21 protein-coding genes are annotated in these 23,748 nt (G+C 63.2%); 4 read left to right on the top strand and 17 right to left on the bottom strand.

The window, feature by feature from the left end:
- Both NKI66_RS31155 and NKI66_RS31160 read right to left on the bottom strand, forming a co-directional pair.
- Positions 1-1,462: potassium transporter Kup (locus tag NKI66_RS31155; RefSeq protein WP_352753895.1), on the bottom strand; the 1,462-nt coding region annotated here is incomplete at its 3' end.
- A gap of 103 nt (positions 1,463-1,565) precedes the next feature.
- Positions 1,566-2,306 (bottom strand): pyridoxine 5'-phosphate synthase, encoded by a 741-nt coding sequence (locus tag NKI66_RS31160; RefSeq protein ID WP_352632319.1) that lies wholly within the window; start codon positions 2,304-2,306, stop codon positions 1,566-1,568.
- 135 nt (positions 2,307-2,441) lie between these two features.
- Here NKI66_RS31160 and NKI66_RS31165 point away from each other — a divergent pair, with 135 nt between their 5' ends.
- Positions 2,442-2,864: a SpoIIAA family protein gene (locus NKI66_RS31165; protein ID WP_352442857.1), complete on the top strand. Its 423-nt coding sequence runs from the start codon at positions 2,442-2,444 to the stop codon at positions 2,862-2,864.
- On the opposite strand, the gene NKI66_RS31170 is transcribed toward NKI66_RS31165, so the two are convergent.
- The 10 genes from NKI66_RS31170 to NKI66_RS31215 form a co-directional block, all read right to left on the bottom strand.
- Positions 2,857-3,984, bottom strand: a complete 1,128-nt coding sequence (locus NKI66_RS31170; protein WP_027034850.1) for an ATP-dependent DNA helicase — start codon at positions 3,982-3,984, stop codon at positions 2,857-2,859. The genes NKI66_RS31165 and NKI66_RS31170 overlap by 8 nt on opposite strands.
- A gap of 144 nt (positions 3,985-4,128) precedes the next feature.
- The gene (locus tag NKI66_RS31175; protein WP_352551890.1) at positions 4,129-4,488 is read right to left on the bottom strand and encodes a nitrile hydratase accessory protein; all 360 of its coding nucleotides are present in this window, start codon (positions 4,486-4,488) and stop codon (positions 4,129-4,131) included.
- A complete protein-coding gene (gene nthB, locus NKI66_RS31180; protein WP_352723331.1) occupies positions 4,475-5,134 on the bottom strand; it encodes a nitrile hydratase subunit beta in 660 nt (219 codons plus the stop codon). Before nthB ends, NKI66_RS31175 begins: the two co-directional genes overlap by 14 nt.
- Complete coding sequence (gene nthA, locus NKI66_RS31185; RefSeq protein ID WP_352442860.1) at positions 5,131-5,754, bottom strand: nitrile hydratase subunit alpha; 624 nt, start codon at positions 5,752-5,754, stop codon at positions 5,131-5,133. The genes nthB and nthA overlap by 4 nt, the downstream gene beginning before the upstream one ends.
- Positions 5,755-5,834: 80 nt before the next feature.
- Positions 5,835-8,996, bottom strand: a complete 3,162-nt coding sequence (locus NKI66_RS31190; RefSeq protein WP_352753897.1) for an efflux RND transporter permease subunit — start codon at positions 8,994-8,996, stop codon at positions 5,835-5,837.
- Positions 8,993-10,252 carry an efflux RND transporter periplasmic adaptor subunit gene (locus tag NKI66_RS31195; RefSeq protein ID WP_352442882.1) on the bottom strand — a complete coding sequence of 420 codons (1,260 nt, stop codon included), beginning with the start codon at positions 10,250-10,252 and terminating at the stop codon, positions 8,993-8,995. Before NKI66_RS31195 ends, NKI66_RS31190 begins: the two co-directional genes overlap by 4 nt.
- A 242-nt stretch (positions 10,253-10,494) precedes the next feature.
- On the bottom strand, positions 10,495-11,091 hold the full coding sequence (locus NKI66_RS31200; RefSeq protein WP_127293144.1) for a LysE family translocator: 597 nt from the start codon (positions 11,089-11,091) through the stop codon (positions 10,495-10,497).
- Between the two features lie 114 nt (positions 11,092-11,205).
- Positions 11,206-11,778, bottom strand: coding sequence for an acetolactate synthase small subunit (ilvN, locus tag NKI66_RS31205; protein WP_023757090.1), 573 nt, complete (start codon positions 11,776-11,778; stop codon positions 11,206-11,208).
- An 86-nt stretch (positions 11,779-11,864) separates the two neighbouring features.
- Positions 11,865-13,646 carry an acetolactate synthase 3 large subunit gene (locus tag NKI66_RS31210; protein WP_081734942.1) on the bottom strand — a complete coding sequence of 594 codons (1,782 nt, stop codon included), beginning with the start codon at positions 13,644-13,646 and terminating at the stop codon, positions 11,865-11,867.
- 256 nt (positions 13,647-13,902) lie between these two features.
- Positions 13,903-15,045, bottom strand: a complete 1,143-nt coding sequence (locus NKI66_RS31215; protein WP_352753900.1) for a DUF6600 domain-containing protein — start codon at positions 15,043-15,045, stop codon at positions 13,903-13,905.
- Between the two features lie 432 nt (positions 15,046-15,477).
- Between NKI66_RS31215 and NKI66_RS31220 the strand changes: the two genes are divergently transcribed.
- Positions 15,478-17,298 (top strand): NAD(P)/FAD-dependent oxidoreductase, encoded by a 1,821-nt coding sequence (locus tag NKI66_RS31220; protein WP_128305787.1) that lies wholly within the window; start codon positions 15,478-15,480, stop codon positions 17,296-17,298.
- Positions 17,299-17,368: 70 nt separating this feature from the next.
- On the opposite strand, the gene tmpB is transcribed toward NKI66_RS31220, so the two are convergent.
- Together tmpB and tmpA are read right to left on the bottom strand one after the other, a co-directional pair.
- Positions 17,369-17,959 (bottom strand): (R)-1-hydroxy-2-trimethylaminoethylphosphonate oxygenase, encoded by a 591-nt coding sequence (gene tmpB / locus NKI66_RS31225; protein ID WP_128305786.1) that lies wholly within the window; start codon positions 17,957-17,959, stop codon positions 17,369-17,371.
- Entirely contained in the window at positions 17,956-19,107 is a 1,152-nt protein-coding gene (gene tmpA / locus NKI66_RS31230) for a 2-trimethylaminoethylphosphonate dioxygenase (RefSeq protein ID WP_023813060.1), read from the bottom strand. Before tmpA ends, tmpB begins: the two co-directional genes overlap by 4 nt.
- 122 nt (positions 19,108-19,229) lie before the next feature.
- Between tmpA and NKI66_RS31235 the strand changes: the two genes are divergently transcribed.
- Positions 19,230-20,108 (top strand): LysR family transcriptional regulator, encoded by an 879-nt coding sequence (locus NKI66_RS31235; protein ID WP_023813061.1) that lies wholly within the window; start codon positions 19,230-19,232, stop codon positions 20,106-20,108.
- A 4-nt stretch (positions 20,109-20,112) separates the two neighbouring features.
- Here the strand turns inward: NKI66_RS31235 and NKI66_RS31240 are convergent, their stop codons facing one another.
- The 3 genes from NKI66_RS31240 to NKI66_RS31250 are packed head-to-tail and all read right to left on the bottom strand — an operon-like array spanning position 20,113 to position 21,561.
- Positions 20,113-20,640 carry a GNAT family N-acetyltransferase gene (locus NKI66_RS31240; RefSeq protein ID WP_023813062.1) on the bottom strand — a complete coding sequence of 176 codons (528 nt, stop codon included), beginning with the start codon at positions 20,638-20,640 and terminating at the stop codon, positions 20,113-20,115.
- A gap of 44 nt (positions 20,641-20,684) precedes the next feature.
- Positions 20,685-20,993 (bottom strand): hypothetical protein, encoded by a 309-nt coding sequence (locus tag NKI66_RS31245; RefSeq protein ID WP_023813063.1) that lies wholly within the window; start codon positions 20,991-20,993, stop codon positions 20,685-20,687.
- A gap of 4 nt (positions 20,994-20,997) precedes the next feature.
- Positions 20,998-21,561 carry a helix-turn-helix domain-containing protein gene (locus NKI66_RS31250; protein ID WP_023813064.1) on the bottom strand — a complete coding sequence of 188 codons (564 nt, stop codon included), beginning with the start codon at positions 21,559-21,561 and terminating at the stop codon, positions 20,998-21,000.
- 155 nt (positions 21,562-21,716) lie between these two features.
- Between NKI66_RS31250 and NKI66_RS31255 the strand changes: the two genes are divergently transcribed.
- Positions 21,717-23,549 (top strand): ATP-binding protein, encoded by a 1,833-nt coding sequence (locus NKI66_RS31255; protein WP_023813065.1) that lies wholly within the window; start codon positions 21,717-21,719, stop codon positions 23,547-23,549.
- The last annotated feature ends 199 nt before the right edge of the window (positions 23,550-23,748 follow it).

Consider the following 23,748-nt stretch of genomic DNA (forward strand, 5'->3'; position numbering starts at 1 on the left):
GCGGCTTTTTCTTCAGGAGATTGCCGGCGAGGAAATCGAGCGGGATTTCGTTGCGGCGGGTCTTGTCGAACAGATAGCGGCTGCCGCGCACCCAGGTCCACATGGCCAGCACGATGGTGAAGGCCACGGCCAGCGAGGCCCAGCCGCCCTCGAAGACCTTGACGATGTTGGAGGCAAAAAAGCCGACATCGATGAAGCCGAACAACGCCGTCATGGCGACCGCGACCCACAGCCGCCATTTCCAGATCCGCGTCATGACCACAAACAAGAGCACTGTGGTCACCAGCATGTTGCCGGTCACCGAGATGCCGTATGCCGACGCCAGCCTGCTGGATTCGCCGAAGCCGACGACCAGCATCATCACCACCAGCGCCAGCAGCAGGTTGACGCGCGGCATGTAGATCTGGCCGGACTGTTTCTCCGAGGTGTGCAGGATTTCAAGGCGCGGCAGCATGTTGAGCTGCACCGCCTGCCTGGTCAGCGAGAAGGCGCCCGAGATCACCGCCTGGCTGGCGATGACCGTCGCGGCGGTCGCCAGCACGACCATCGGGATCAGCGTCCAGCCTTCATTCATTTCGAAGAACGGATGGCCGACGACGCCGTTCTTGGCCAGCACGAAAGCGCCCTGCCCGGCATAATTGAGCAGCAGGCACGGAAACACGACCCACAGCCAGGCGAGCACGATCGGCTTGCGGCCGAAATGACCGAGATCGGCATAGAGTGCTTCCGCGCCGGTGACGGCGAGGAAGATGGCGCCGATGGTCACGAAAGCGACGTCGGGCGAATTGATCAGGAAGGCGACGATGTAGTGCGGGCTCACCGCCCACAGGATTTCCGGATCGGCGATGATGTGGTTGAGGCCGGAAAGGCCGATCGCCAGGAACCACACCGCCGTCACGGGACCGAAGACCAGCCCCACACCCCCCGTGCCGAAACGTTGCACCGCAAACACCATGGCAAGGATGACCAATGTCAGCGGCACGACATAGGGCTGGAAGGTCGGCGTGACGACATTCATGCCCTCAACCGCCGACAGCACCGATATCGCCGGCGTGATGACGGCATCACCGAAGAAAAGCGATGCCCCGACAATGCCGATGCCGAGCATCAGCGCCGAGCGCTTGGGGAAACTGCCGCGCGCCAGCGCCATCAGCGACAGCACGCCGCCCTCGCCGCGGTTGTTCGCCCGCAGCACGAACATGATGTATTTGATGGTGACGATGATCGTCAGCGACCAGATGATCAGCGACAAAACGCCAAGAATATCGCCGCGCTGGGCGACTTGTCCGCCCGACGACGCCACCAGCGCCTCGCGAAAGGCGTAGATCGGGCTGGTGCCGATATCCCCATAGACGACACCGAGCGCGCCCAGCATCAGAACCTTGGTGCTGTGCTGCTCGACTTCCGAATGGCTCGATTGTTCGACGGGTTCTGCCTCACTACCAGTATTGGTAAGGGCCATGGACGACACTCCGATAAGCGCGCGGTGCTCTACGCTTGCTGCAATGCAATATCAAGTGCCGTCGCGTAATGGCTGCCATGCCTGCCACGCGAGGCTGCCATCGCTACCATCCGCAGGCCTTGAGGAACCGACCCACCGTGCCGGCCATGCCATACTCCAACGCGTCGGCTGTCAACCCATGTCCGATCGACACTTCGGCCAATGCCGGAATGCGCTTGGCAAGTGCGGGCAGATTGCTGACCACCAGATCGTGCCCGGCATTGACCTGAAGCCCGGCAGCAAGCGCGGCGTCGGCGGTTTTTCCCAGTCTTTCCAGCTCCTTAGCCGCTTTGGCGAAATCTGTGTGATAGCTGCCATATGGACCCGTATAAAGTTCGATACGGTCGGCGCCGATGTCGCGCGCAGCCGCCACGCCATCGGGGTCCGGATCGGAAAACAGCGACACGCGAAAGCCCCCCTTTTTCAGACGCTTGACGATCGGTGTGAGGAACGCGGTCTGGGTCGCGAAGTTCCAGCCATGGTCCGATGTCGCCTGGGCCGGATCGTCCGGCACCAGCGTCACCTGTTCAGGCTGGTGCTTTTCCACAAGCAACAGGAAATCCTCGGTGGGATAGCCCTCGATGTTGAATTCCGCGCGCGGAAACTCGTCGTCGATCAGCGACCGGATTTCTGGCAGATCGGAGTGTCTTGTGTGCCGCTCGTCGGGGCGTGGATGCACCGTCAGCCCATGCGCGCCGGCCGCCAGCGCAATGCGGCCGAGGCCGGTCACGCTTGGCCACGGCAGGTCGCGCCGGTTGCGCAGCATGGCGATGGCATTGAGGTTGACGGAGAGCTTTGCAGGCATACGGGTGGCCTCGGAAATCATTCAACGCGCCCACCTATAATGCCTTTGACGGGAACAGTAATGCCTTTGGTGGGAACAGACTGGGGGTTTCGCGTGTTCCAAGCCTGATGAGCGAACCCGGGAAAGGACGCACCGATGAATTTTCTCGATGAGGTTCCGGCAATCCGCCGTATCGAGACCAGCCGCGACGACCTTTTCGCCATCGATGTCGTCGGGCACGTTTCCGCGGCCGACGGTGAAAATCTTTTCGGGCTGCTGGAGGCAGCCTATGCCCTGCACCCGCGCATCGATGTGCTGGTGCGCCTCGTCGACCACGATGGCGTCGACTGGGCCGACATCGCGGACGAGACCCTGAAGCAGGGCGCCATTCATGCATTGGAACATGTCGGCCGTTGCGCAACCATCGGCGAACCGGACTGGATAGCGGACGCACAACGCTTTCTGCCGTCCTCACCGCCCATCGAAATCAGGCATTTCAGGGCGGAGGACGAGGCTGCCGCCTGGCAATGGCTTGCCGCACAGCCTATCGGAGCAACAGCATCCGGCGCCCCTACCTGACGATCGTCAGCCGCTCGGCCGCCCGCGTGATGGCGGTGTAGAGCCAGCGCTGGCGGGTTTCCTTGAAGGCCCAGCTTTCATCGAACAGCACAATCTCGTTCCACTGCGAGCCCTGCGCCTTGTGCACGGTCAGCGCGTAGCCATAGTCGAAATCGTCGAAGCGCTTCTTCTGCTGCCAGGGGATATCGGCATCGGGATCCTCGAACGCCGCCTTGAGCAGCTTGATCTTGGCGACGCCACGATCCGGATCGTCCTCTTCCGGCGACACCAGAAGATTGATGCCGGGCTTCACCGTCTCGCGCGACGAGGTCATCACCTTCCACAGCGAGCCGTTGAGCAGGCCCTTGGCCGGATCGTTGCGCAGGCAGACGAGCTTGTCGCCGGCCTGCGGATAATCGGCGTTGAAGCCCTTGAGCTCGCGCAGCCGCTGATTGTAGCGGCGACGCGTGCGGTTGGTGCCGACCAGCACCTGGTCCGCCTTCAGCACCAACTCCTGGGTGACGTCTTCCTTGCCGATCACCTGCGCCGTGCCATAGTCGCCACGCATGAATTCGCGGCCCTCGCGCACGTCGAGCGCCAGCCGCAGGATCGGGTTGTCGCGCGCCTGCCGGTGGATTTCGGTCAGCAAAAAATCCGGCTCGTGGTCGGTGAAGAAGCCGCCGCCCGAGATCGGCGGCAGCTGGCCGGGGTCGCCCAACACCAGGATCGGCGTGCCGAAACTCATCAGGTCGCGCCCGAGCTGCTCGTCGACCATCGAGCATTCGTCGATGACGACCAGTTTCGCCCGCGTAATCGGGCTCTGGCGGTTGAGCGAGAAGGTCGGCGACATCGACGTCTTGCCGGTGACCTCGTCCGATACCGATTCCTCGCCCTTCGGCCGATAGATCAGCGAATGGATGGTGCGCGCATTGACCGCGCCCTTGGAGCGCAGCACCTGCGCCGCCTTGCCGGTAAAGGCGGCGAACTGCACCTGGCCGTCGACATGTTCGGCGAAATACCGCGCCAAGGTCGTCTTGCCGGTGCCGGCATAGCCGAACAGCCGGAACAGCTGCGGCTGGCCGGTCTTCAGCCATTGGGCGACCGCCTTCAGCGCGTCGTCCTGTTGGGGAGAGAATTCCATCAGCGCGAGAGACCGGATTCGCAAGGGAAAGACAAGACAGCCGCCACCATCATCGATGCGCCGGGACGCTTCAATGCCGCCGACGGGTCAGGCTATCAGGCGCAGACAAGAACGTAAAGGGAACATACAAGCTCGCCCCACCCCTTATCGAATCGGCTGGGGATCGTTTTCCAGCAGGATCGGCTTGCCGTGCGGCGTGGCATGCGCGGCACGCTCCCAGGCTTCAGCCATAGCGTCGACATCCGACTTCGCGGCCAGCCCTTTGATGGCAAGCAGGCTTTCCAGCGCCGCCAGCCAATGTTCGTAATAATCATGGCCGTCCGCTGCGGCGCCCGGTCTCTTCACTTTTTCCGACAGTGCTTGCGCCCACTCGCTCCACGAAAACAGGCCCTTGTCGTGCAACGCCACCGTCATGGCGAAAGCCTCGGCCTGCCATGGCTCGGCAAACACCCGCGCATCGACGCCCGGCGGCAGCTCGGGCAGATCCGTATCACGCCGGCTCAAGATAGCTCTCCCAGGCGTCTATCGACACGCTTAGCGTCGGGTCGGCGCCCTCGCCCCAGATTTCCGGCCCTTCGAAAACCACGGTGTAGACCCATTGCGGATTTTCGCCGTGTCCATGCGCGTTGCTGTCGGGGAACACGAAACCGTCGTGCACCGTCTCAATCACCCCCTGCTTGCCGCGTGCGTAGCGCGGCAGCCGCGTGTGGCCGGTCGGGTTGAAGTTCTTGGTCCGTACAGGATCGCCGGCCTTGAACCGCGCCGGCTGTGCCACCGGCCGGTCGCAAGGCCCGCCCTTGGCCAGCACGGCAGGCACGTTTTCCGCCTTCAGCACCCTTTTCGGTGTCGCAGCCGGATCAATCGCTCGGCCCTCAGCCAAGTCGCGCTCGCTGACAAACCCATGGCGCTTGAGCAGCACCTCCAGCGCCTTGATCCAGATCTGGTAGTAGCTGGAGGCATAATAGTCGGCCGGATGCAGTGATTCCCGCGCATGCCGGCTCTCGTCGATGTTCCAGGCTCCCATGGCGCCGGCAGTCAGCGTCACGCCGAGCGCCCGCCTCTCCCATGCGGCATGAAAATACGGCTCGTCCTGTTCGGGCGCGACGGGACCGAACCCCATCTGCCCGCCGAGATCCTGCGGCCCGTTCATGCCGGCTGCCCCTCTATTTCAGGTCTTTGGGCCAAGCCGGTCCCGATCATCGCATCACGGCTGACCAGCTCCGCCAGCCGCTCCTCGCTCCAGCCTTCGGTATTTTCGGGCCGCATCGGCACGACGAGGTAGCGCAGCTCGGCAGTCGAATCCCAGACGCGGATTTTCTTGTCCGCCGGCAGCGTCAGCCCGAACTCCTCCAGCACGCCGCGCGGATCGATCACCGCGCGCGAACGATAGGGCGGCGCCTTGTACCAGACCGGCGGCAGGCCGAGCACCGACCACGGATAGCAGGAGCACAGCGTGCAGACGACGAGATTGTGCGTCTCCTCGGTGTTGAACACCGCCTGCATGTGCTCGCCCTGACGGCCGGTATAGCTCAGCGATTCAATCGCCGCCGTCGCATCGCGTTTCAGCCATTCGGCATAGGCGGGATCGCTCCAGGCTTTGGCCACCACCCTGGCGCCGTTGCGCGGGCCGATTTTCGTCTCGTAGGTATCGACGATGACGTCGATCGCCGCCGGATCGATCAGCCCCTTTTGGGTGAGGATGGTTTCCAGCGCGCGGACGCGGGCGGTAAACGGATCGAGTTCGTTGTCGTGGCCATGATCGTGTGACATGGCCGCAAACTACGTTTCCAGCGATGCCGCCGCAAGCGCAACGGCTTGGGCCAACGGCACATGGCGCTGGCCCTGTCACATCATTCGGCCGCCGCCCGCTGCGGTTCGGGCAGCATGTCTTCCCTGGCCTCGAATAGCGACGGCTGATCCCCCGCTTCGACCGGGCCTGGCTCGCCCTTGCGCTTCGACCAAAGCCCGACCAGCCAGCCAGAGAAATTCTCCATGTAGACATAGATCACCGGCGTCACGAACAGGGTCAGCGCCTGCGAGGCAAGCAGACCACCGACAACGGCAACGCCCAGCGGCTGGCGCAATTCGGCGCTGGCCCCGGTGCCGAGCGCAATCGGGAACGTGCCCATCAGTGCCGCCAGCGTCGTCATCATGATCGGCCTGAACCGCATCAGGCAGGCCTTGTGGATCGACTCGGTCGCCGACATGCCGTCTCGTCGCAGTTCAAGCGCGACGTCGACCATCATGATGCCGTTCTTCTTGACGATGCCGATCAGCATCAGGATGCCGATCACCGCGATGACAGACAGATCCATGCCGGCGAAGCGCAGCGCAACGACCGCTCCTAACACGGCCGACGGCAGGCCGGTGAGGATCGTCAGCGGGTGGATGAAGCTCTCGTAGAGGATGCCGAGCACGATGTAGATGGTCAGGATTGCGCCGCCGACCAGAAAACCCTGGTTGGCAAGAGAATCCTGGAAGGTCTTGGCCGTGCCGGCGAAGGTGGTCGAGATTACCGTCGGCATGCCGATCTGCTCCTTCAGCGCATTGATGCGCGTCACGCTGTCGCCCAGCGCCACGCCCTGCGGCAGATTGTAGGAGATGGTCACGGCTGGAAGCTGGCCGAGCCGGTTGACAGTCAGGGCGCCGGCCGTGCGATCGACCCGGGCGAAGGCGCCGAGCGGAACAAGACTGCCGCTCGCCGTTCTCATCTGGATGGCCAGCATCCGCTCGGGCGACCACTCGATCTTGGGATCGAGCTCGGTGATAACTTCGTAGCTGTCGGCCGAACCGAAGATTGTCGAAACCTGGTCGGTGCCGAACCCGCCATAGAGGGCGGAGCGCAACGTGTCGGTGTCGATACCGAGCTGGGCGGCCTTGTCGCGATCCACCACCAGCGTCGCCTGCAACGCATTGTTCTGCAGGTCGCTGGTGACGTCGGTGAAGTTCGCATGGTCGGCAGCCATCGCGTCGTTCAGTTTCTGCGCCCAAATATCGGTCAGGCCGGTATCAAGGCCCTGAACCACGAGCTGGTAGGCGCTTGCCGACGACCGCGAGCCCAGCCTCAAATTCTGCACCGGCTGCATGTAGGTCTCGATGCCCGCCACGCCGGCCAGTTGCTTGCGCAGATCCGAAAGCACCTTCTCGATATCGGGGCGCTGGTCCTTGCCCTTGAGCTGGACGAAAAGCTGCCCCTGATTGAGCGCATTGTTGCCGCTGCCCGCCGACCACGCCACATGGTCGACATAGGGCGAATGCGAGAAGACACTGGCGACCTGTCCTTGCAGCCTGGACATGGCATCGAAAGAGATGTCCTGACGTGCGATGGTGGTCACCGATATCTGGCCGATGTCCTCCTGCGGGAAGAAACCCTTCGGCGAAGTCTGGATCAGCCACACCGACGCTGCCGCGGTGCCGACGAAGACGAGGAACACCAGGAAGGTGTGGCGCAGGCAGAAGCTCAAGACCCTGTCGTAGCCGCGGGTGACGAGGTCCTGCTTATGACCGGGGCCATGCTTGTCACGGTCGGCTTTGGTCACCGACAGCAGCCGCGAGCACAGCATCGGCGTCAGCGTCAGCGACACGAACATCGACGCCAGGATGGCGACCGTCACCACGACGGCGAACTCGTTGAAGATGCGCCCGATGACGCCACCCATCAGCAGCACGGGGATGAACACCGCCACCAGCGAGATCGAGATCGAGATGATGGTGAAGCCGATTTCGCGCGCGCCCTTCAGCGAGGCGTCGAAGGCCGACAGCCCGTCCTCCTCCATATGGCGGAAGATGTTTTCAAGCATCACGATGGCGTCGTCGACGACGAGGCCGACCGCCAGCGTCAGGCCCATCAGCGATATGTTGTCGATGGAAAAGCCGAACAGGAACATCGCGCCGAGCGTGGCAATCAGCGAGATCGGCACAGCCACGGCCGGAATGATCGTCGCCGTTACCCGGCGCAGGAACACGAAGATCACCATGATCACCAGGGCAATGGTGAGCAACAGCGTGAACTGCACGTCGCTGACCGCCTGCCGGATCGAACTGGAGCGGTCGTTAAGCAGCTTGATGTCGGCGGCGGCCGGCATCTGGTCCTTGAAGGACGGCAGCATCGCCTTGACCTTGTCGACGACGTCGACAGTGTTGGCGTCGGGCTGGCGTTGCACCGCCATGATTATCGCGCGGGTGCCATCGTACCAACTTGCGGTGGTGGTGGTCTGCACCGAATCGACCACGCGGGTCACCTCGCCCAGCCGTACCGGATGGCCGTCCTTGGTGGCGATGATGATGTTGGAGAAACCGGCGGCGTCGGTCAGCTGCGTGTTGGCGGTGATGGTGAGCTGCTGCTTGTCGTTCTGCAGCACGCCCAGCGGCGTGTTGCTGTTGGCCGAGGCGACCGCCGCCTGCAGCTGATCGATCGAGATGCCGCGCGCGGCAAGCGCGGTCGGGTCGATCTGGATGCGCACCGCGTATTTCTGTTGGCCGAAGATCGAGACCTGCGCCACGCCGTCGATGGTCGACAGCGACGGCGAGATGACATTTTCCGCGAAAGCATCGAGATCGGTCAGCGGAACCGTGTCGCTGACCAGCGACATCAAAAGGATCGGCGCGTCGGCCGGATTGACCTTGCGATAGCTCGGCGGCGCCGTCATCTGCGGCGGCAATGATTTCTGCGTGCGCGCGATCGCCGCCTGCACATCGGCCGCCGCCGCATCGATGTCGCGGTTGAGCACGAACTGGATGGCGATCGAGGTCTGGCCAAGCGAGTTCGTGGTCGAGATCGAATCGATGCCGGCGATGGTGGCAAACTGCTTGATCAGCGGCGTCGCCACCGATGTCGCCATGGTTTCCGGCGAGGCGCCGGGCAGCGAAGCCGAGACATTGACCACCGGGAATTCGGCGCTGGGCAGTGCGGCCACCGGGAGGAACTTGTAGGCGAACAGCCCGCCCAGCACGAGGGCGAACGACATCAGAAGGGTGGCGACGGGTCGGCGTATGCAGAATTCGGAGATCATTGGGCCGCCTCGCCGGCGTTGGTCGCCTCGGCCACCTTGGGCGCGGCTGCACTCGCCGTGGCCTTGCCTTCATGCACGGCGGCGCCGTCCTTCAGCCTTGTCTGACCTTCGGTGACAACCTTCTCACCGCTTTTCAGCCCCTGGCTGATGGCGCTGTTGTCGCCTTCGGTCAGCGCCACCTGCACCGGGCGCATCTCGACCGTGTTGTCCGGCTTGACCACATAGACGAACGGCCCCTTCTGGCTTGGCTGCACCGCGACCGTGGGAACCGATGTCATCTGCGGCATGATGCCGGCGTCGAGCACGACATTCACATACTGGCCGGGCCATAGCGAAAGATCGGCATTGGGAATGCTTGCCCGCGTGGCAATCGTGCCCGACGCGGTGTCGACGCTGGAGTCGACGAAATCGAGCGTACCCTTGCCGATCGGCGTCGGGTCGCCATCCTTGGTCAGCGTCACCGCGCCCTGCTGCGGGTTGGCGAGCGCCTTGTGCAGCAGGGCCAGATTGCTCTCGGGAAGATTGAAGTTGACCTGCAGCGGGTCCATCTGGGTGATGGTCACCAGCGGAGTGGCCGTGCTGCTGTTGCCATTGCTGACGGTGACGAGATCGCCGACGGCGACGCTGACAGCGCCCAGCCTGCCGGAAATCGGCGCCGTGATCGTGGCGAAGCCAAGCTGGACATTGTCGGCGTCGATTGTCGCCTTGTCGGCATCGACAGTCGCTGCGGCAGCCTTCTGCGCGGCGACGGCCTGGTCGTAGGTCTGCTGCGTGCCGGCCTGCTTGGCGACCAGATCCTTCGCGCGCTGAAGATCCGACTGCGAGCTGGCGAGCATCGCCTGATCCTTGGCGAGCGCCGCCTGATCCTTGGCAAGCTGCGCCTTCAGCGCCCGGTCATCGAGCGAAAACAGAACGTCGCCGACCCTGACCATCTGCCCGTCCTTGACATCGATGGAGACGATCTGGCTGGACACGCGCGCATTGATGTTGACGACGGCTGGAGAGGAGACGAAGCCGATCGCGTAGCGCCGGATCGGGAAATCGGCTGTCGAGGCGACGGCCGAGAGGATCGAGGCCGAGCGCCCGGCATTGTCGGCCTTCTTGTCCGAAGCCGTGGCCTGTTTGTCCGGCGCGGCAACCTGCTTTGCGCCGATAACCTGCTGGACCCTGCCCAGCGCATCAGGCGAGAGATAAAGCCACCCGGCCGCACCCAGGCAGGCGACGGCCAGCAACGAAAGAACGACTTTTCCACGCATGGTCAAAGGCCCTCTCCACCCGACACGTCGTGGTCCGATGGTTCTATTCCAACGCGGCCCGTTGCCGCGATTTCGCCGAATAGATAGGACACGCCTTTGTCGGAAAAGGGCCAAAAGGCGGCATTACGAAGATTTAATGTGCACTGCACAACGGATGTGCAACACGGGCTCAATCCCGATCTGGGCGGTACGCCCGAGACTCCGGATCCTGTCCCTTAAAGATCAGATGATGCGCCCCGGGCCTACCTCAGCATCGGCCAAAGCGTCGCCGCCAGCAGCACGCCCATGGCGATGTTGAACCATTTCAGCCGCACCGGGTCCGACAGGAAACCGCGCAGTGCGGTGCCGAACCCAGCCCACACCGAGACGCTCGGCAAATTGACGATGGTGAAAGCCACGGCGATCAACACCACCGACAGGAACGGGTGCTCGGCATTGGCATAGACGGCCATGGCGGTGATCGCCATCACCCACGCCTTGGGATTGACCCACTGGAATGCGGCTGCCTCGATGAAGCGCATGGGCCGCGCTTTCGTCTCGCCCTTGCCGGTCAGCGTGCGCGACATGGCGATCTTCCAGGCGAGGTACAAAAGATAGGCGCCGCCGGCGATCTTGAGCGCGGTATGCAGCGCCGGAAACGCCGTCAACACAGCGCCGAGGCCAAGACCGACGGCAAGCAGCAGCACGAGGAAACCCATGCTGATGCCCAGCATGTGCGGAACGGTTCTGACGAGGCCGAAATTCACGCCCGATGCCAGAAGCATGAGATTGTTTGGCCCCGGCGTGATCGACGTCACGAAGGCGTAGACAAGCAGGGCAAGGAATGCGTCGAGCGACATGGATATCTTCCCTGACAAGTCAGCATCTTGTCTCTTCTCGGCGACCCCGCAAAGGTACGGACGGCCTCACCATGGAAACTGGCTGACGCGTTCGACGCCAGCCCCGCCGAAGTCCTACATCGCCTGCGGGCCGCGGTTCAACGCTGCCACGCCGGTGCGGCAGATTTCGACCAGGCCGAGCGGTTTCATGATGGCGATGAACTGGTCGATCTTGGAGCCTTTGCCGGTGATCTCGAAGATGAAATGCTCGGTGTTGGCGTCGATGACGCTGGCGCGGAACGCATCGGCCAGCCGCAACGCCTCGACGCGGGCCTCGCCGGTGCCCGCGACTTTGACCAGCGCCAGTTCGCGCTCCAGCGGCCGCTCCTGGCCGGATTCATGCGAACGCACGGTCAGGTCGACGACGCGGTGAACCGGCACGATGCGCTCGAGCTGGTGCTTGATCTGCTCCAGCACATGCGGCGTGCCGCGCGTCACGATGGTGATGCGCGACAGGTGTTTTTCATGCTCGGTCTCGGAGACGGTCAGGCTCTCGATGTTGTAGCCACGCCCGGAAAACAGGCCGATGACCCTGGCAAGCACGCCCGGCTCGTTGTCGACCAGCACGGAAAGCGTGTGGTTTTCCGGCTTTTCCGTCTCCTTGGCGATGAAATAGGCGGAGCCGGTCGGTTGTAGCTGTGCGTTCATGACATGAATCTCGTTTTTCAAGCTCTTGAGCTAATTCTCTGTTTGCGCGGGGCTTTCTCGCGACAGCCCTGCCTTGGTTCTGCCGGCTACACCAGTTCCCTGCCCTTGGCGTCGATGGCATTGGCCACCGCCTCGTCGGTCGCCTCGTCGGGCAACAGCATCTCATTGTGCGCCTTGCCCGACGGAATCATCGGGAAGCAGTTGGCGAGCGTCGCCACGCGGCAGTCGAACAGCACCGGCTTCCTGACCGAGATCATCTCCTTGATCGCGTCGTCCAGCTCGTCCGGCTTCTCGCAGCGAATGCCGTGGCCGCCATAGGCCTCGGCCAGCTTGACGAAGTCCGGCATCGCCTCGGTGTAGGAATGCGACAGCCGGTTGCCGTGCAGCAACTGCTGCCACTGCCGCACCATGCCCATATACTGGTTGTTCAAGATAAAGATCTTGATCGGCGCGTCGTGCTGCACGGCCGCGCTCATCTCCTGCATCGTCATCTGCACGGAGGCGTCGCCGGCAATGTCGATTACCAGCGCGCCTGGATGCGCGATCTGCACGCCGAGTGCCGCCGGCAGGCCGTAACCCATCGTGCCCAGCCCTCCCGACGTCATCCAGCGGTTCGGCTTCTCGAAATGATAGTGCTGCGCCGCCCACATCTGGTGCTGGCCGACCTCGGTGGTGATGTAGGTGTCCAGACCCTTGGTCAGTTCGTAGAGCCGCTCGATGGCGTATTGCGGCATGATCACGTCGTTGTTCATCTTGTAGGCGAGCGAGTCGCGCGCACGCCATTTGGCGATCTGCTCCCACCAGGGGTAGAGCGCCTTCTTGTCGGCCTTGGCGCTCGCACGCCACAAACGCACCATATCCTCCAGCACCCGGCCGACATCGCCGATGATCGGGACCTCGGTGTGGACGTTCTTGTTGATCGACGACGGATCGATGTCGATGTGGATCTTCTTCGAGTTCGGCGAGAAGGCGGTCAGCCGCCCGGTGATGCGGTCATCGAAACGCGCGCCGATGCAGATCATCACGTCGCAGTCATGCATGGCCATGTTGGCTTCATAGGTGCCGTGCATGCCGAGCATGCCCATCCAGTTCTTGCCCGATGCTGGATAGGCGCCGAGGCCCATCAGCGTCGAGGTGATCGGGAAACCGGTGAGATCGACCAGTTCGCGCAGCAGATGGCTCGCTTCCGGGCCGGAATTGATGACGCCGCCGCCGCTGTAGATGATCGGCTTCTTGGCACCGGCCATCAGCTCGACCGCCGCCTTGATCTTTTCCAGGTCGCCCTGGACCTTTGGCTGGTAGCTGGTGCGCGGCGCGATCTGCGGCGGGACGTAGAATCCCCTGGCGAACTGCACGTCCTTCGGGATATCGACGACGACCGGACCGGGGCGGCCGGTGGTCGCGACATGGAAAGCCTCGTGGATGGTCGCAGCGAGCTCGTTCACGTCCTTCACCAGCCAGTTGTGCTTGGTGCAGGGGCGGGTAATGCCAACCGTATCGCATTCCTGAAAAGCGTCGGAGCCGATCAGCGAGGTCGGCACCTGCCCCGTCAGGCAGACCAGCGGGATCGAATCCATCAGCGCGTCCTGCAGCGGCGTCACGGCATTGGTGGCGCCGGGACCGGAGGTCACCAGCATGACGCCGGCCTTGCCGGTCGAGCGCGCATAGCCTTCGGCTGCATGGCCGGCGCCCTGCTCGTGGCGCACCAGTATGTGCTCGACATCGTCCTGCTGGAAGATCTCGTCATAGATCGGAAGGACAGCGCCGCCGGGATAGCCGAAGACATGCTTGACGCCATTGTCCTTCAGCGCCTGCACCACCATTTCGGCACCTGTCATCTCGCGCCGCTCGTTCTGTCCGTTGCTCATCGGTCTGGTCCCGTACTGTCGCCATTGGGCGTTTGCTGGTCGTTTAGTCGTGTTTCAGGCAATAAAAAAGGCCCCCGAGGGAGCCTGTGTCTTGCGCATGGGGGGTTTTTGCCCGGCGGTTACACCGCCTTGCCCACGCGCTTTCCTACGAGAATGAGTGCCGTTTTCATGGTGGCGGACACTAAGGGCGGGCAAGGCAGCCTGTCAACGGGAAAAATCGCGCCGGCGCGCACAGCGTACAGGCGCGACTGCGGTGTCAGCCCGGCGCCTTGCAGCGGGAAACGCGTGGATCGCATTTGGACGCCTTCCTGGCCTCCATCTTCTCTGGCGGATGGTGGGGTGCCACCCTTGCCGGGCCATGGTGCTGGGGCATGTGCATTGCCAACGCTTGCTGATGCGGCTTTTGTTGCCCGCCACCGAGTGCAAGACGCTGCCCCGAAACCGGCTTGGGCGAAACCGGTTTGGGCGACGATTTGACAACGATGCGTCCGTCGCCCGCGGTCCTGTCGACATGCAGCTTGAGCGCATCGGCCTTCGCGCCGTTGCCGGCGACCATCCGCTTGCTCACGGCGTCGCCAGGGTTCACGACGGCCGGATTGCTGGCAGCCACCGCGCCGGGGGAAATGGCCTTGCCGCCGATCGCAGTCTTGGAGCCCGCCACGATTTGCCCGTTCCCCTTTGTATTGCCGGCAAGTCTCTTGATCTCGGCGCCCCTGGAAGCATCGAGCCGTGCACTGGCAAACACGCCTTTGCGCGGAGGAACCAATTTTGCCGCCTTGATCGACTCGATGACGGGCTTCGGGAGTTGCTGCAGCCGGGGTCCGGCATTGATTGCAACCACCTGATTGCCAAGCCGCACGTGCGGCGCCTTGTTGACCAGGACCGTCTGGTTGATGATCGTCGTGTTGCGCACGATGCCGACGTTCTCAGTGGCAGGCCGTACCACTCTGACCAGATCGACCGCGCCGATCGCCGCCACCGGCACGAAACACCACCAGGAATCGGCGAAGGCGACATCTACGTCGGGTGGTGCCGGCGCCCAGCCGACATCATTGCCGCCCTGGCGCCAGACCACCCAGGCTGGCGCCCATTGATCGCCGGCGATCCACACCCAGCCAAAATCGGGATCATAGGCCCAGCGGCCATAGTGATAGACGACATCGCCAAATGGCTCGGTGGACTGCCAGTACCAGCCATCGTCGGTCCAGACCCACCTGCCTTCGGTGTAGGGTCGCCATTCGGTACGGACCGAGGGAACCCAGACATCGCCGAAGCGGCTGGAGGTTCGCCATCCGCCATAGTTCGAAAGCCTTTCGCGGACGGTAACGGCAATTTCCGCCGCATGCGCCTGCGTTCCGGGCAGCACCAGCGGGCCGGTCAGGGTCGCGCTCAAGGCCATGACCGCGGCCATTGCCGCTGCGCGTCCACGCCGGCCAAGGGAGCGACATGAAGACGCTTGGATAAAAGGTACGATGATCATAACGGGCTCCAGAGTTCCGCATCCAGAAAATCCCGGGAACCGTCCTGTTGCCCGCCACCGCTTCCCGGCTTCTCACCGATCGGTTGTCATCGGCCTCGGTGACCGCATTGCGGCATTTGACCATCAATTTTGCGCGACCGGCGCGGCATTCACAAATGGAACGTTCGTTTCCGGCGCCCGAGCGATTCCGAAACTGTCCGGCGATCTCACTTATAGGATAGACCATTGAAATCGCTGGAAACTATGGTGGGGCGTGACGAGGGCCGCCATCTCTGACGATACTTGATCGTCCGGCGGCGAGCCCGGCGGAGCCACCACCATGACGATCTGGATTTCACGGGAGGAAACCTGATGCTCGACAAGCCCTCTAGCAAGAACACGGCCCCTAGCAAGAAACTGTCCGACCTGCTCGATCGATTCGGCGCCGCGCTTGCCGCCAATGACATCGAGAAAGCGGTCGATTGCTTTCAAGAGGATTGCTACTGGCGCGACCTCGTCACCTTCACCTGGAACATCAAGACCATGGAAGGCCGCGACCAGGTCCGCGACATGCTGAAAAGCCAATTGTCGAAGACCAGGCCGTCACACTTCGCCATCGCCAAGGGCGAGGACGCGACGGAGAGCGACGGGTTGATCGAAGGCTGGATCAGCTTCGAGACGGAGGTGGCACGCGGCTTCGGCCATGTCAGGCTGAAGGACGGCAAGATCTGGACGCTGCTGACCACCATGGCCGAACTGAAAGGCCACGAGGAGCCGGCAGGCTTTGCGCGGCCGATGGGCGCCAGGCACGGCTCGGGCAAGAACCGTCCGACATGGAAAGAAGAACGCGAGAGGGAAACCGCCGAGCTCGGCTTCAAGACGCAGCCCTATACGGTGATCATCGGTGGTGGCCAGGGCGGTATCGCGCTCGGCGCGCGGCTGCGGCAGCTTGGCGTGCCGACCATCATCATCGAGAAGAACGAGCGGGCCGGCGACAGCTGGCGCAAGCGCTACAAGTCGCTCTGCCTGCATGACCCGGTCTGGTACGACCATCTGCCCTATATCGATTTCCCGAAGAACTGGCCGGTTTTCTCGCCCAAGGACAAGATCGGCGACTGGCTGGAAATGTATACCAAGGTGATGGAGCTGAATTACTGGTCCTCGACCGAGGCCAAAAGCGCTTCCTATGACGACAAGAAAAAGGAATGGACCGTTGTCGTCCACCGCGACGGCAAGGACATCACGCTGAAGCCCAAGCAGTTGGTGCTGGCAACCGGACAGTCCGGCAAGGCCAATCTGCCGAAATTCAAGGGCATGGAGACCTTCAAGGGCGACCAGCACCACTCGTCGAAGCATCCGGGTCCCGACGCCTATGCCGGCAAAAAGGCCGTTGTCATCGGATCCAACAATTCCGCCCATGACATCGCAGCGGCACTTTGGGAAGCCGGCGCGGACGTCACCATGGTGCAGCGCTCGAGTACCCATATCTCCAGGTCCGACACGTTGATGGAAATCGGACTGGGTTCGCTCTATTCGGAGCAGGCGCTGCAGAATGGCATCACCACCGCCAAGGCCGATCTCATCTTCGCTTCGCTGCCCTACAAAATCCTGCACGAGTTCCAGATCCCGGCCTATGCCGAAATGAAGAAACGCGACGCGACATTCTACAAGGGGCTGGAGAAGGCCGGTTTCATGCTCGACTGGGGCGACGACGAATCCGGCCTGTTCATGAAGTACCTCAGGCGCGGCTCCGGCTATTACATCGATGTTGGCGCCTCGCAGCTGATCATCAATGGTTCGATCAAGCTGAAGAGCGGCGTCGACGTCGAAGAGATCAAGCAGCACTCGGTTCTGCTCAGCGACGGGTCGGAATTGCCTGCGGACCTCATCGTCTACGCCACCGGCTACGGCTCGATGAACGGCTGGGCCGCCGATCTGATATCCCGTGAAACCGCCGACAACGTTGGCAAATGCTGGGGCCTCGGCTCGAACACCACCAAGGACCCCGGCCCGTGGGAAGGCGAGTTGCGCAACATGTGGAAGCCGACGCAACAGGAGGCGCTATGGTTCCACGGCGGCAATCTGCACCAGTCACGCCACTATTCGCAGTTCCTGTCGCTGCAATTGAAGGCGCGGCATGAAGGCATCGCGACGCCGGTCTACGGCCTGCAGCAGGTGCACCACAAGGGGTAGGCGAGCGCCATTCCGGTGAAGCCGGAAGAAAGGAGGCACGGCTTGCACCCTGCCTCCTTCCCTGGGGAATTTACGCCGGCTTGCCCGCCGCGAACTGCGTCACCACCCGCTGCAGCAGCGGCACGTAATCGCGAAATGTCCGTGTCTTCATGTTGGCGATCTTGCCGCTCTCGTCCCAGATGCGGACCCGGACCGCTTCCTCATGGAAGGGGTTCTTGCGGAACTCGGCGACCTCCTCGGCATTCATCGGCCCGCCCTGCAGCGACAGCGTGTGCACCGAGGCCTGCGAAAGCCTGCCGAAATAGGTCGGGTCGGTGGCGCAGAGATAGCGCTTGGCGGCGACATGCAGCCTGACGCATTCGACGATGACAGGTGGAAAGAACGGCGCCAGCACCTCGCCGCCGGCCTCGTCATGATGCTTGTCCTCGACATCCTCGGGCGAATAGGTGCCGAACTCGCTGGTGTAATGGCCGATGTCGTGCAGCAGCGCCGCCGCCACCAGTTCGTCCGGCGCGCCGTCCTTTTCAGCGAACCAGGCACCCTGCAGCATGTGCTCCGACATGGTGACGGGTTCGCCGAGATAGGATTCGGCGCCCCGGCGCTCGAAGATGTCGGCGATGAACTCGACGATGGTGTCCGCGTTCAAATCCTGGCCGCTCATTCCGCGGCCTCCTTGAACCCGTGCTCGATTGCCGCGAGCGTCGACAGCAGACCGTCCTTGTCTGCGTAGCAACCCTGCAGCCAGCGCTTACCGGTACCGGAAAACGCCTTGCGGGCATGCATGACGCGGGTGTTGTCGACGATGAACGCTTGCCCCGCTTCGAGCTTGAACGTCACCTCGAAGGATGGATCCTCGATCAGTTCCGCAAACCGGCGATAGGCGGCGTAGTACGCTTCCATATCGCTGAACGGCACGTCGACCGTCGGCGCCAGCGAGCGGTTGTTGAAGCGGATGCAAATCAGCTCGCCATCGGGCCCGAGCTCGATCATCGGCCGCTTCGCCTGCAGCCGCACGCCGGAAGAGCCGGCATACTCGAAGCGCGCCGGGCATGAGCTCAGCAGCCGGAAGCCTTCCGGGTTCTCAGCCTGCAGCGCAGCCGCGACTGCAAACCCATCGACGACACTGGACTCGCCGCCCTCAACCGTATTCTCGATGCAGGACAGGATCTGCAGCGTCGGCACAGGGTCGCGATAGGGATTGTCGGTGTGCGCCTGGAGGCCGAGATTCGTGTAGGCGAGATTGTTCGGATTGACCTCGGCGCGCACTTCGAACCAGCGCCCGTAATTGGTTTCCCTGATGTAGCCGAAAAGATCGGACACTTTGCACAGTGCCCCGGATTCGGTCGGCAGATCGTCCATCACCGCGAAGCCACAGGTTTTCACCGCCGACAGCCATTGCCCCAGCACAGCGCGATCGCGGCTGGCCGCAACATAGCCGGCGCGCGGCACCGAATTCTGCATCGAGGCCTTGGTCCATCGCACGGTGGCCTCGCCTGTCCAGCCGGGCTGGCGGCCTGCGTCACGATCATAGGCATTGGCGCTCAGCCATGCCGCGGGAAAGCTGACCGTCTTCTGCTCGGGCACGAAGCTGACTTCCAGGGCGCCGCCTTTGATCGACGCGGCGCCGATCCTGGTGTCGGCGGGAATGTCGAGAATGGTGATGAGCCGTTGACCATTGCCGGCGCTGCGCGTCTTGTCGTCCAGCGCATTGTCGCGCAGCCACATGGCGTGAAAACGGCTGCGCGACCCGTCCTGCCAGCCAAGGTCGATTGTTCTGCCTTCGTCGCCGATCCGCGCCTGGGTGAGCATGGAGATCCGTTCCTGTCCATTGCGTCCCCCGCAGCCTGATCCGCAGGGTTTCGATTGCATGTTGATCGCGCGACAGACATAACTCAAATTATCATTTTTTAGCCAATGACCGCAGAATACTAATGGCTCGTACAAATACACCGGTGCCGCCTCTGGACTGGCTGCGCAGTTTCGAGGCGGCGGCGCGGCTGTCGAATTTCACCGCGGCGGCAGCCGAGCTCGGCCTTACCCAGGCCGCCGTCAGCCAGCACATCCGGCTTCTCGAGGAATGGCTGAAGACGCGCCTGTTTTCGCGGCTGGCGCGCGGCGTCGCGCTGTCGCCAGAGGGTGCGGCTTACCTGCCCCACATCCAGTCGGCCTTCGCCACCATCGGCAACAGCACCGCGGAACTGTTCGAGCCGCGCGCCATCCAGACCGTCTCGATCCGCGCGCCAATCTCCTTTGCCTTGCTGATGCTCGCCCCGGCGCTGCCCGATCTGGCGAAGGCGCTGCCGCGCATCCAGCTCGATCTGGTGACGATCCATCGCCCTGCTGACTACGACCTGCCGGGCTCGGTGCTCGACATCCGTTTTGGCAACGGATCCTTTCCCGGCCGTGAAGCCGACAGGCTGACCGCAGAGCGGCTCGTGCCGGTGGCGGCGCCAGTGCTCGCCGGCAACCCCGACTGGACCTCCCTGCCGCTGCTTCTGGTCGCCGGCGCGCGCGAAATGTGGGCGGAATGGTTCGCCGCCGCTGGACTGGCTGGCCATCCCAGACGATCGCACCGCTTCGACAGTTTCGTCACCGCCATGGAGGCGGCGAGCGCCGGCGCCGGCGTGCTTTTGGGCTCGCGGCCGCTGGTCGATGCGGCGCTCGACAGCAAGACGCTGGTCAGGCTTTCCGACTATGAACTTTCCAGCACATCGGGGCATTTCCTGACCAAGGCGTCGACAGCACGCCTGACCGGTGCCGAACAGGATTTTCGCCAGTGGCTGCTGTCACGCCTCTCCGCGCCGGCATGACCGGTTACGAGATTGGCCCGATCCGCTTCCAGTAAATCAGCGTGCCGGTCAGCCCGCCATGCGGCTTCAGGGCATAGTCCGGTATCTCACCGGCCAGCGTGAAGCCCAGCCGCTCATAGAGGCCTGAGGCGCCCTCCTCGGTCGCCGTGTCCAGAACCAGCAGCGTGCGGCCCCTCTCGATGGCAAGGCTCTCGGCGGCCCGCATCAGGCGCGTTCCCACACCCCTGCCCCGGTAATCGACTGATGTCATCAGCTTGGCGATCTCGGCCCGGTGCGGCTGGTTGGGCGGGCAGTCGAGCAGCAAGGTCACGGTGCCGACCAGGTTTTTGCCATCCCAGGCGCCAAGCACCGATCTTTCGCCCCTTGCCGCCGCGGCCAGCGATTTTTCCCAGAACGCCCTTGCCGCCTGCGGCGCCAACGGATGCATGAAGCTGACCGAACCGCCGGCCGCCACCGTTGCGACCAGCAATTCGGCCAGCATGTCCTGCGTCTCGGCAGCCGGGTTCAGGGTTGCGATCTCGATCGAGTTCATGTGCAGGATATCCTGTGATTGCGATAGAAGCGGGCGCATTGCTGTCACTCCAGATGGCGCGCGCGGCGTCGCTTACGCGCCGCCTTGATGGCGCTGATGCGGTCGGCGTCTTCGTGCCCGAGATGCCGCCCGCGCTCGAGGATCTCGAGCGTGTACTCCTCATAGGTCAGGCCAAGCCGCTCGGCTCTGTCCATGCGCAGCAGCATCACCTCGTGGCTCGGCGCCTTCCACGCCTTGGCGTACGCTGCCTGCCAGGCAAGAAAGATGTAGGGATCGCCCTTGCCCCATGGCGGGCCGTTGTACTCATCGAGAGGCGGCCCCCCATTATGGGAGCGCTTTGGTCTTCTTGCCATTGTGTCAGCCCCTGACCAGCGCGACGAGATAGTCGGCGCCGGGCTCCAGGGCATGGAAGGTGCAGTCCGACGGCGCCCCAAGCGCCAGGCAGTCGCCTGATACAAGCTTGTGCACTGTCTCACCTTCGATGAATTCGAGCCGCCCGGAGATCAGCCATATCTGCTGCTTGATGAAGGCGTATGAAGCGGCCGGAAAACTGACCTTGGCGCCCGCCGGCAGATGCACCTTGATCAGTTCCAGCGGCATATCGCCAGCCGGCGAAAGATGCCGCCTGACATAGCCGGTGTCGGGATCGCGCCACACCGGCTGGTCGGCTTCGCGCAACAGCCCGCCGCCCTGCAATTCCGCGCGCGCGATCAAGGTCGACAGCGTCATGCCGAAGGCCGACGCGATGCGCACCAGAAGCGCCGCCGTCGGGCTGGTCTTGCCCCGCTCGATCGTGCTGAGCATCGCCTTCGAGACGCCGGAACGCTCCGCGAGTTCGGCCAGGGACCAGTCGCGCACGATCCTTTCGGCGTGTATCCTGCGGCCGATCGTCGAGGAAATGTCGTTCGCTATATCATCCATATGTCTATTATAGCGAAAAATAGACGCCGGAGAAGAGCCGCCTTGCGACAATTTCCACGAGCCCCTTAATGCTCTCTACACCATCCGACCTCATCGGGCCTTAACCCCATTCGGGTAGCATCGATGCTCCAGGGGAAATGGGGATTGGCCTGTCCATGTATGTCGAACGCGAAGCCTCCGTTGGAGAACCGACATCGCAGGAGCGCCGCGACGCAGAGCAGAACGACAAGCGCATCCTCGGCAATGTCGTGCAATGCGATGGCGCGCGCGCCACCATCAGCGCCTACGCGAACGACGCCGACGGCGCGGTGACCGGCCTGTGGACGGTCGGCAAGATGATTTCCATCAATCTCGGATCGACGCGAACCGTCGGCCTGGTCTACGCAATCGGCAAGTCGGACCGCGCGTGGAGCAATGAGGGCCAGAACGCCATCGAGGTCAGCATCGAGCTGATCGGCGAAGTCCGTGACGGAGCAGAGCCCGGCGCCAAACCGGTCTTCGACCGCGGCATCACCACCTATCCGCATATCGGCGCCGTTGCGCATCGCATCCGCACCCGCGACCTGCAGGCGGTCTATGACCTCGCGGGGCGTCATTCGATCACGATCGGCACGCTCGCGCAGGACGAGACGATCGCCGCCAACATCGCCATCGACGATACGCTGGCGCGTCACTTCGCCATTGTCGGCACCACCGGCGTCGGCAAATCCACCGCCGTCTCGCTGCTGCTGCGCAAGTCGATCGCGGCACGGCCGGATCTGCGCATCCTGATCCTCGACCCGCACAACGAGTTCGCTGCATCGCTGCCCGAATACTGCGTCAGGGTCGATTCCAAAACCCTGGATCTTCCGTTCTGGATGTTCACGCTGGAGGAATTCGCCGAGGTGCTGTTCCGGGGCCGCGAGACCGAGCCGGAAGAAATCGACGCCTTGCGCGACCTCATTCCGGCCGCCAAGAATCTCTACCGCAACCCGAATTCGGGCTCCTATATCAGGCGCGGCAGCGATGCGCTGACCGCCGATACTCCGGTGCCTTACCGCATCGCCGACCTGCTCAAGCAGATCGATGAGCGCATGGGCATGCTCGAAAGCAAGACCGATCGCCCGACGCTCAAATCGCTGAAGACGCGCATCGAATCGGCGGCGGCCGATCCACGCTACCGCTTCATGTTCAACTCGCGCCTGATCGAGGACACCATCCACGAGACGATCGGCAACATCTTCCGCGTGCCGCATCATGGCCGCCCGGTAACCTGCTTCGAGATGGCCGGCATGCCGTCGGAAGTGGTCAATTCCGTCTGCTCGGTGCTGGCGCGCCTGGCCTTCGATCTCGCTCTGTGGAGCGAGGGCAAGCTGCAGCTTCTGTTTTTGTGCGAAGAGGCGCACCGCTATATGCCGGCCGACCCGCGTCTCGGCTTCGCGCCGACCAGGCACGCGCTGTCGCGCATCGCCAAGGAAGGCCGCAAATATGGCTGCTATCTCGGCGTCGTCACCCAGCGCCCTGGCGAGCTCGACCCGACCATCCTGTCGCAATGCTCGACTTTTTTCGCCATGCGGCTTGCCAATGAGCAGGACCAGGCGATCATCCGCTCGGCGATTGCCGATTCTTCCGCCTCGACGCTTGCCTTCCTGTCCTCCATGGGCCAGCGCGAAGCCATCGCCTTCGGCGAAGGCGTGGCGACGACCATGCGGCTGAAGTTCGAAAAACTGCCGAGCCACCTGCTTCCTGGCACCGCCAAGCGCGAAGAAGCCGCCTCGTCGAAAGCCGGCGACGATGTCGATCTGGTGGCGATCGTGGAACGACTGCGCAACGTGCCGAAATCAACGCAGCAGGCGATGGCCTTCGCCGAGGTCGTCGATTCAGGCCGCCAGGCCGGCGATCCCGACTACCGCAAGCCACCCGCCGCACGCGCGCCATCGGACGACGATTTCGACATGCGCTACGGCCTAAAGCCCGCAACCTTCGGCCTGCGCCCGCAAAACGATTGAGTTTGGGCGTCACGCACATCGGCGGATGGGTCTGAGCACCCAAGTCAGGGCTTCCGATATCCATTGGAAAAGCCTGGGTAAATCCCGTCAGGGAATTCGTCAGGCTGAGTCGGGTGGTGCTGTTTTCGAGAACCGAAGCGGAGCGGACATTTGAGTCCGTGAGCATCGGAAGCGCAGAAAACGGCGCCAGACGGTCAGC

It is taken from the genome of Mesorhizobium sp. M0518, assembly GCF_040321125.1.
In the GTDB taxonomy this organism is placed as follows: domain Bacteria; phylum Pseudomonadota; class Alphaproteobacteria; order Rhizobiales; family Rhizobiaceae; genus Mesorhizobium.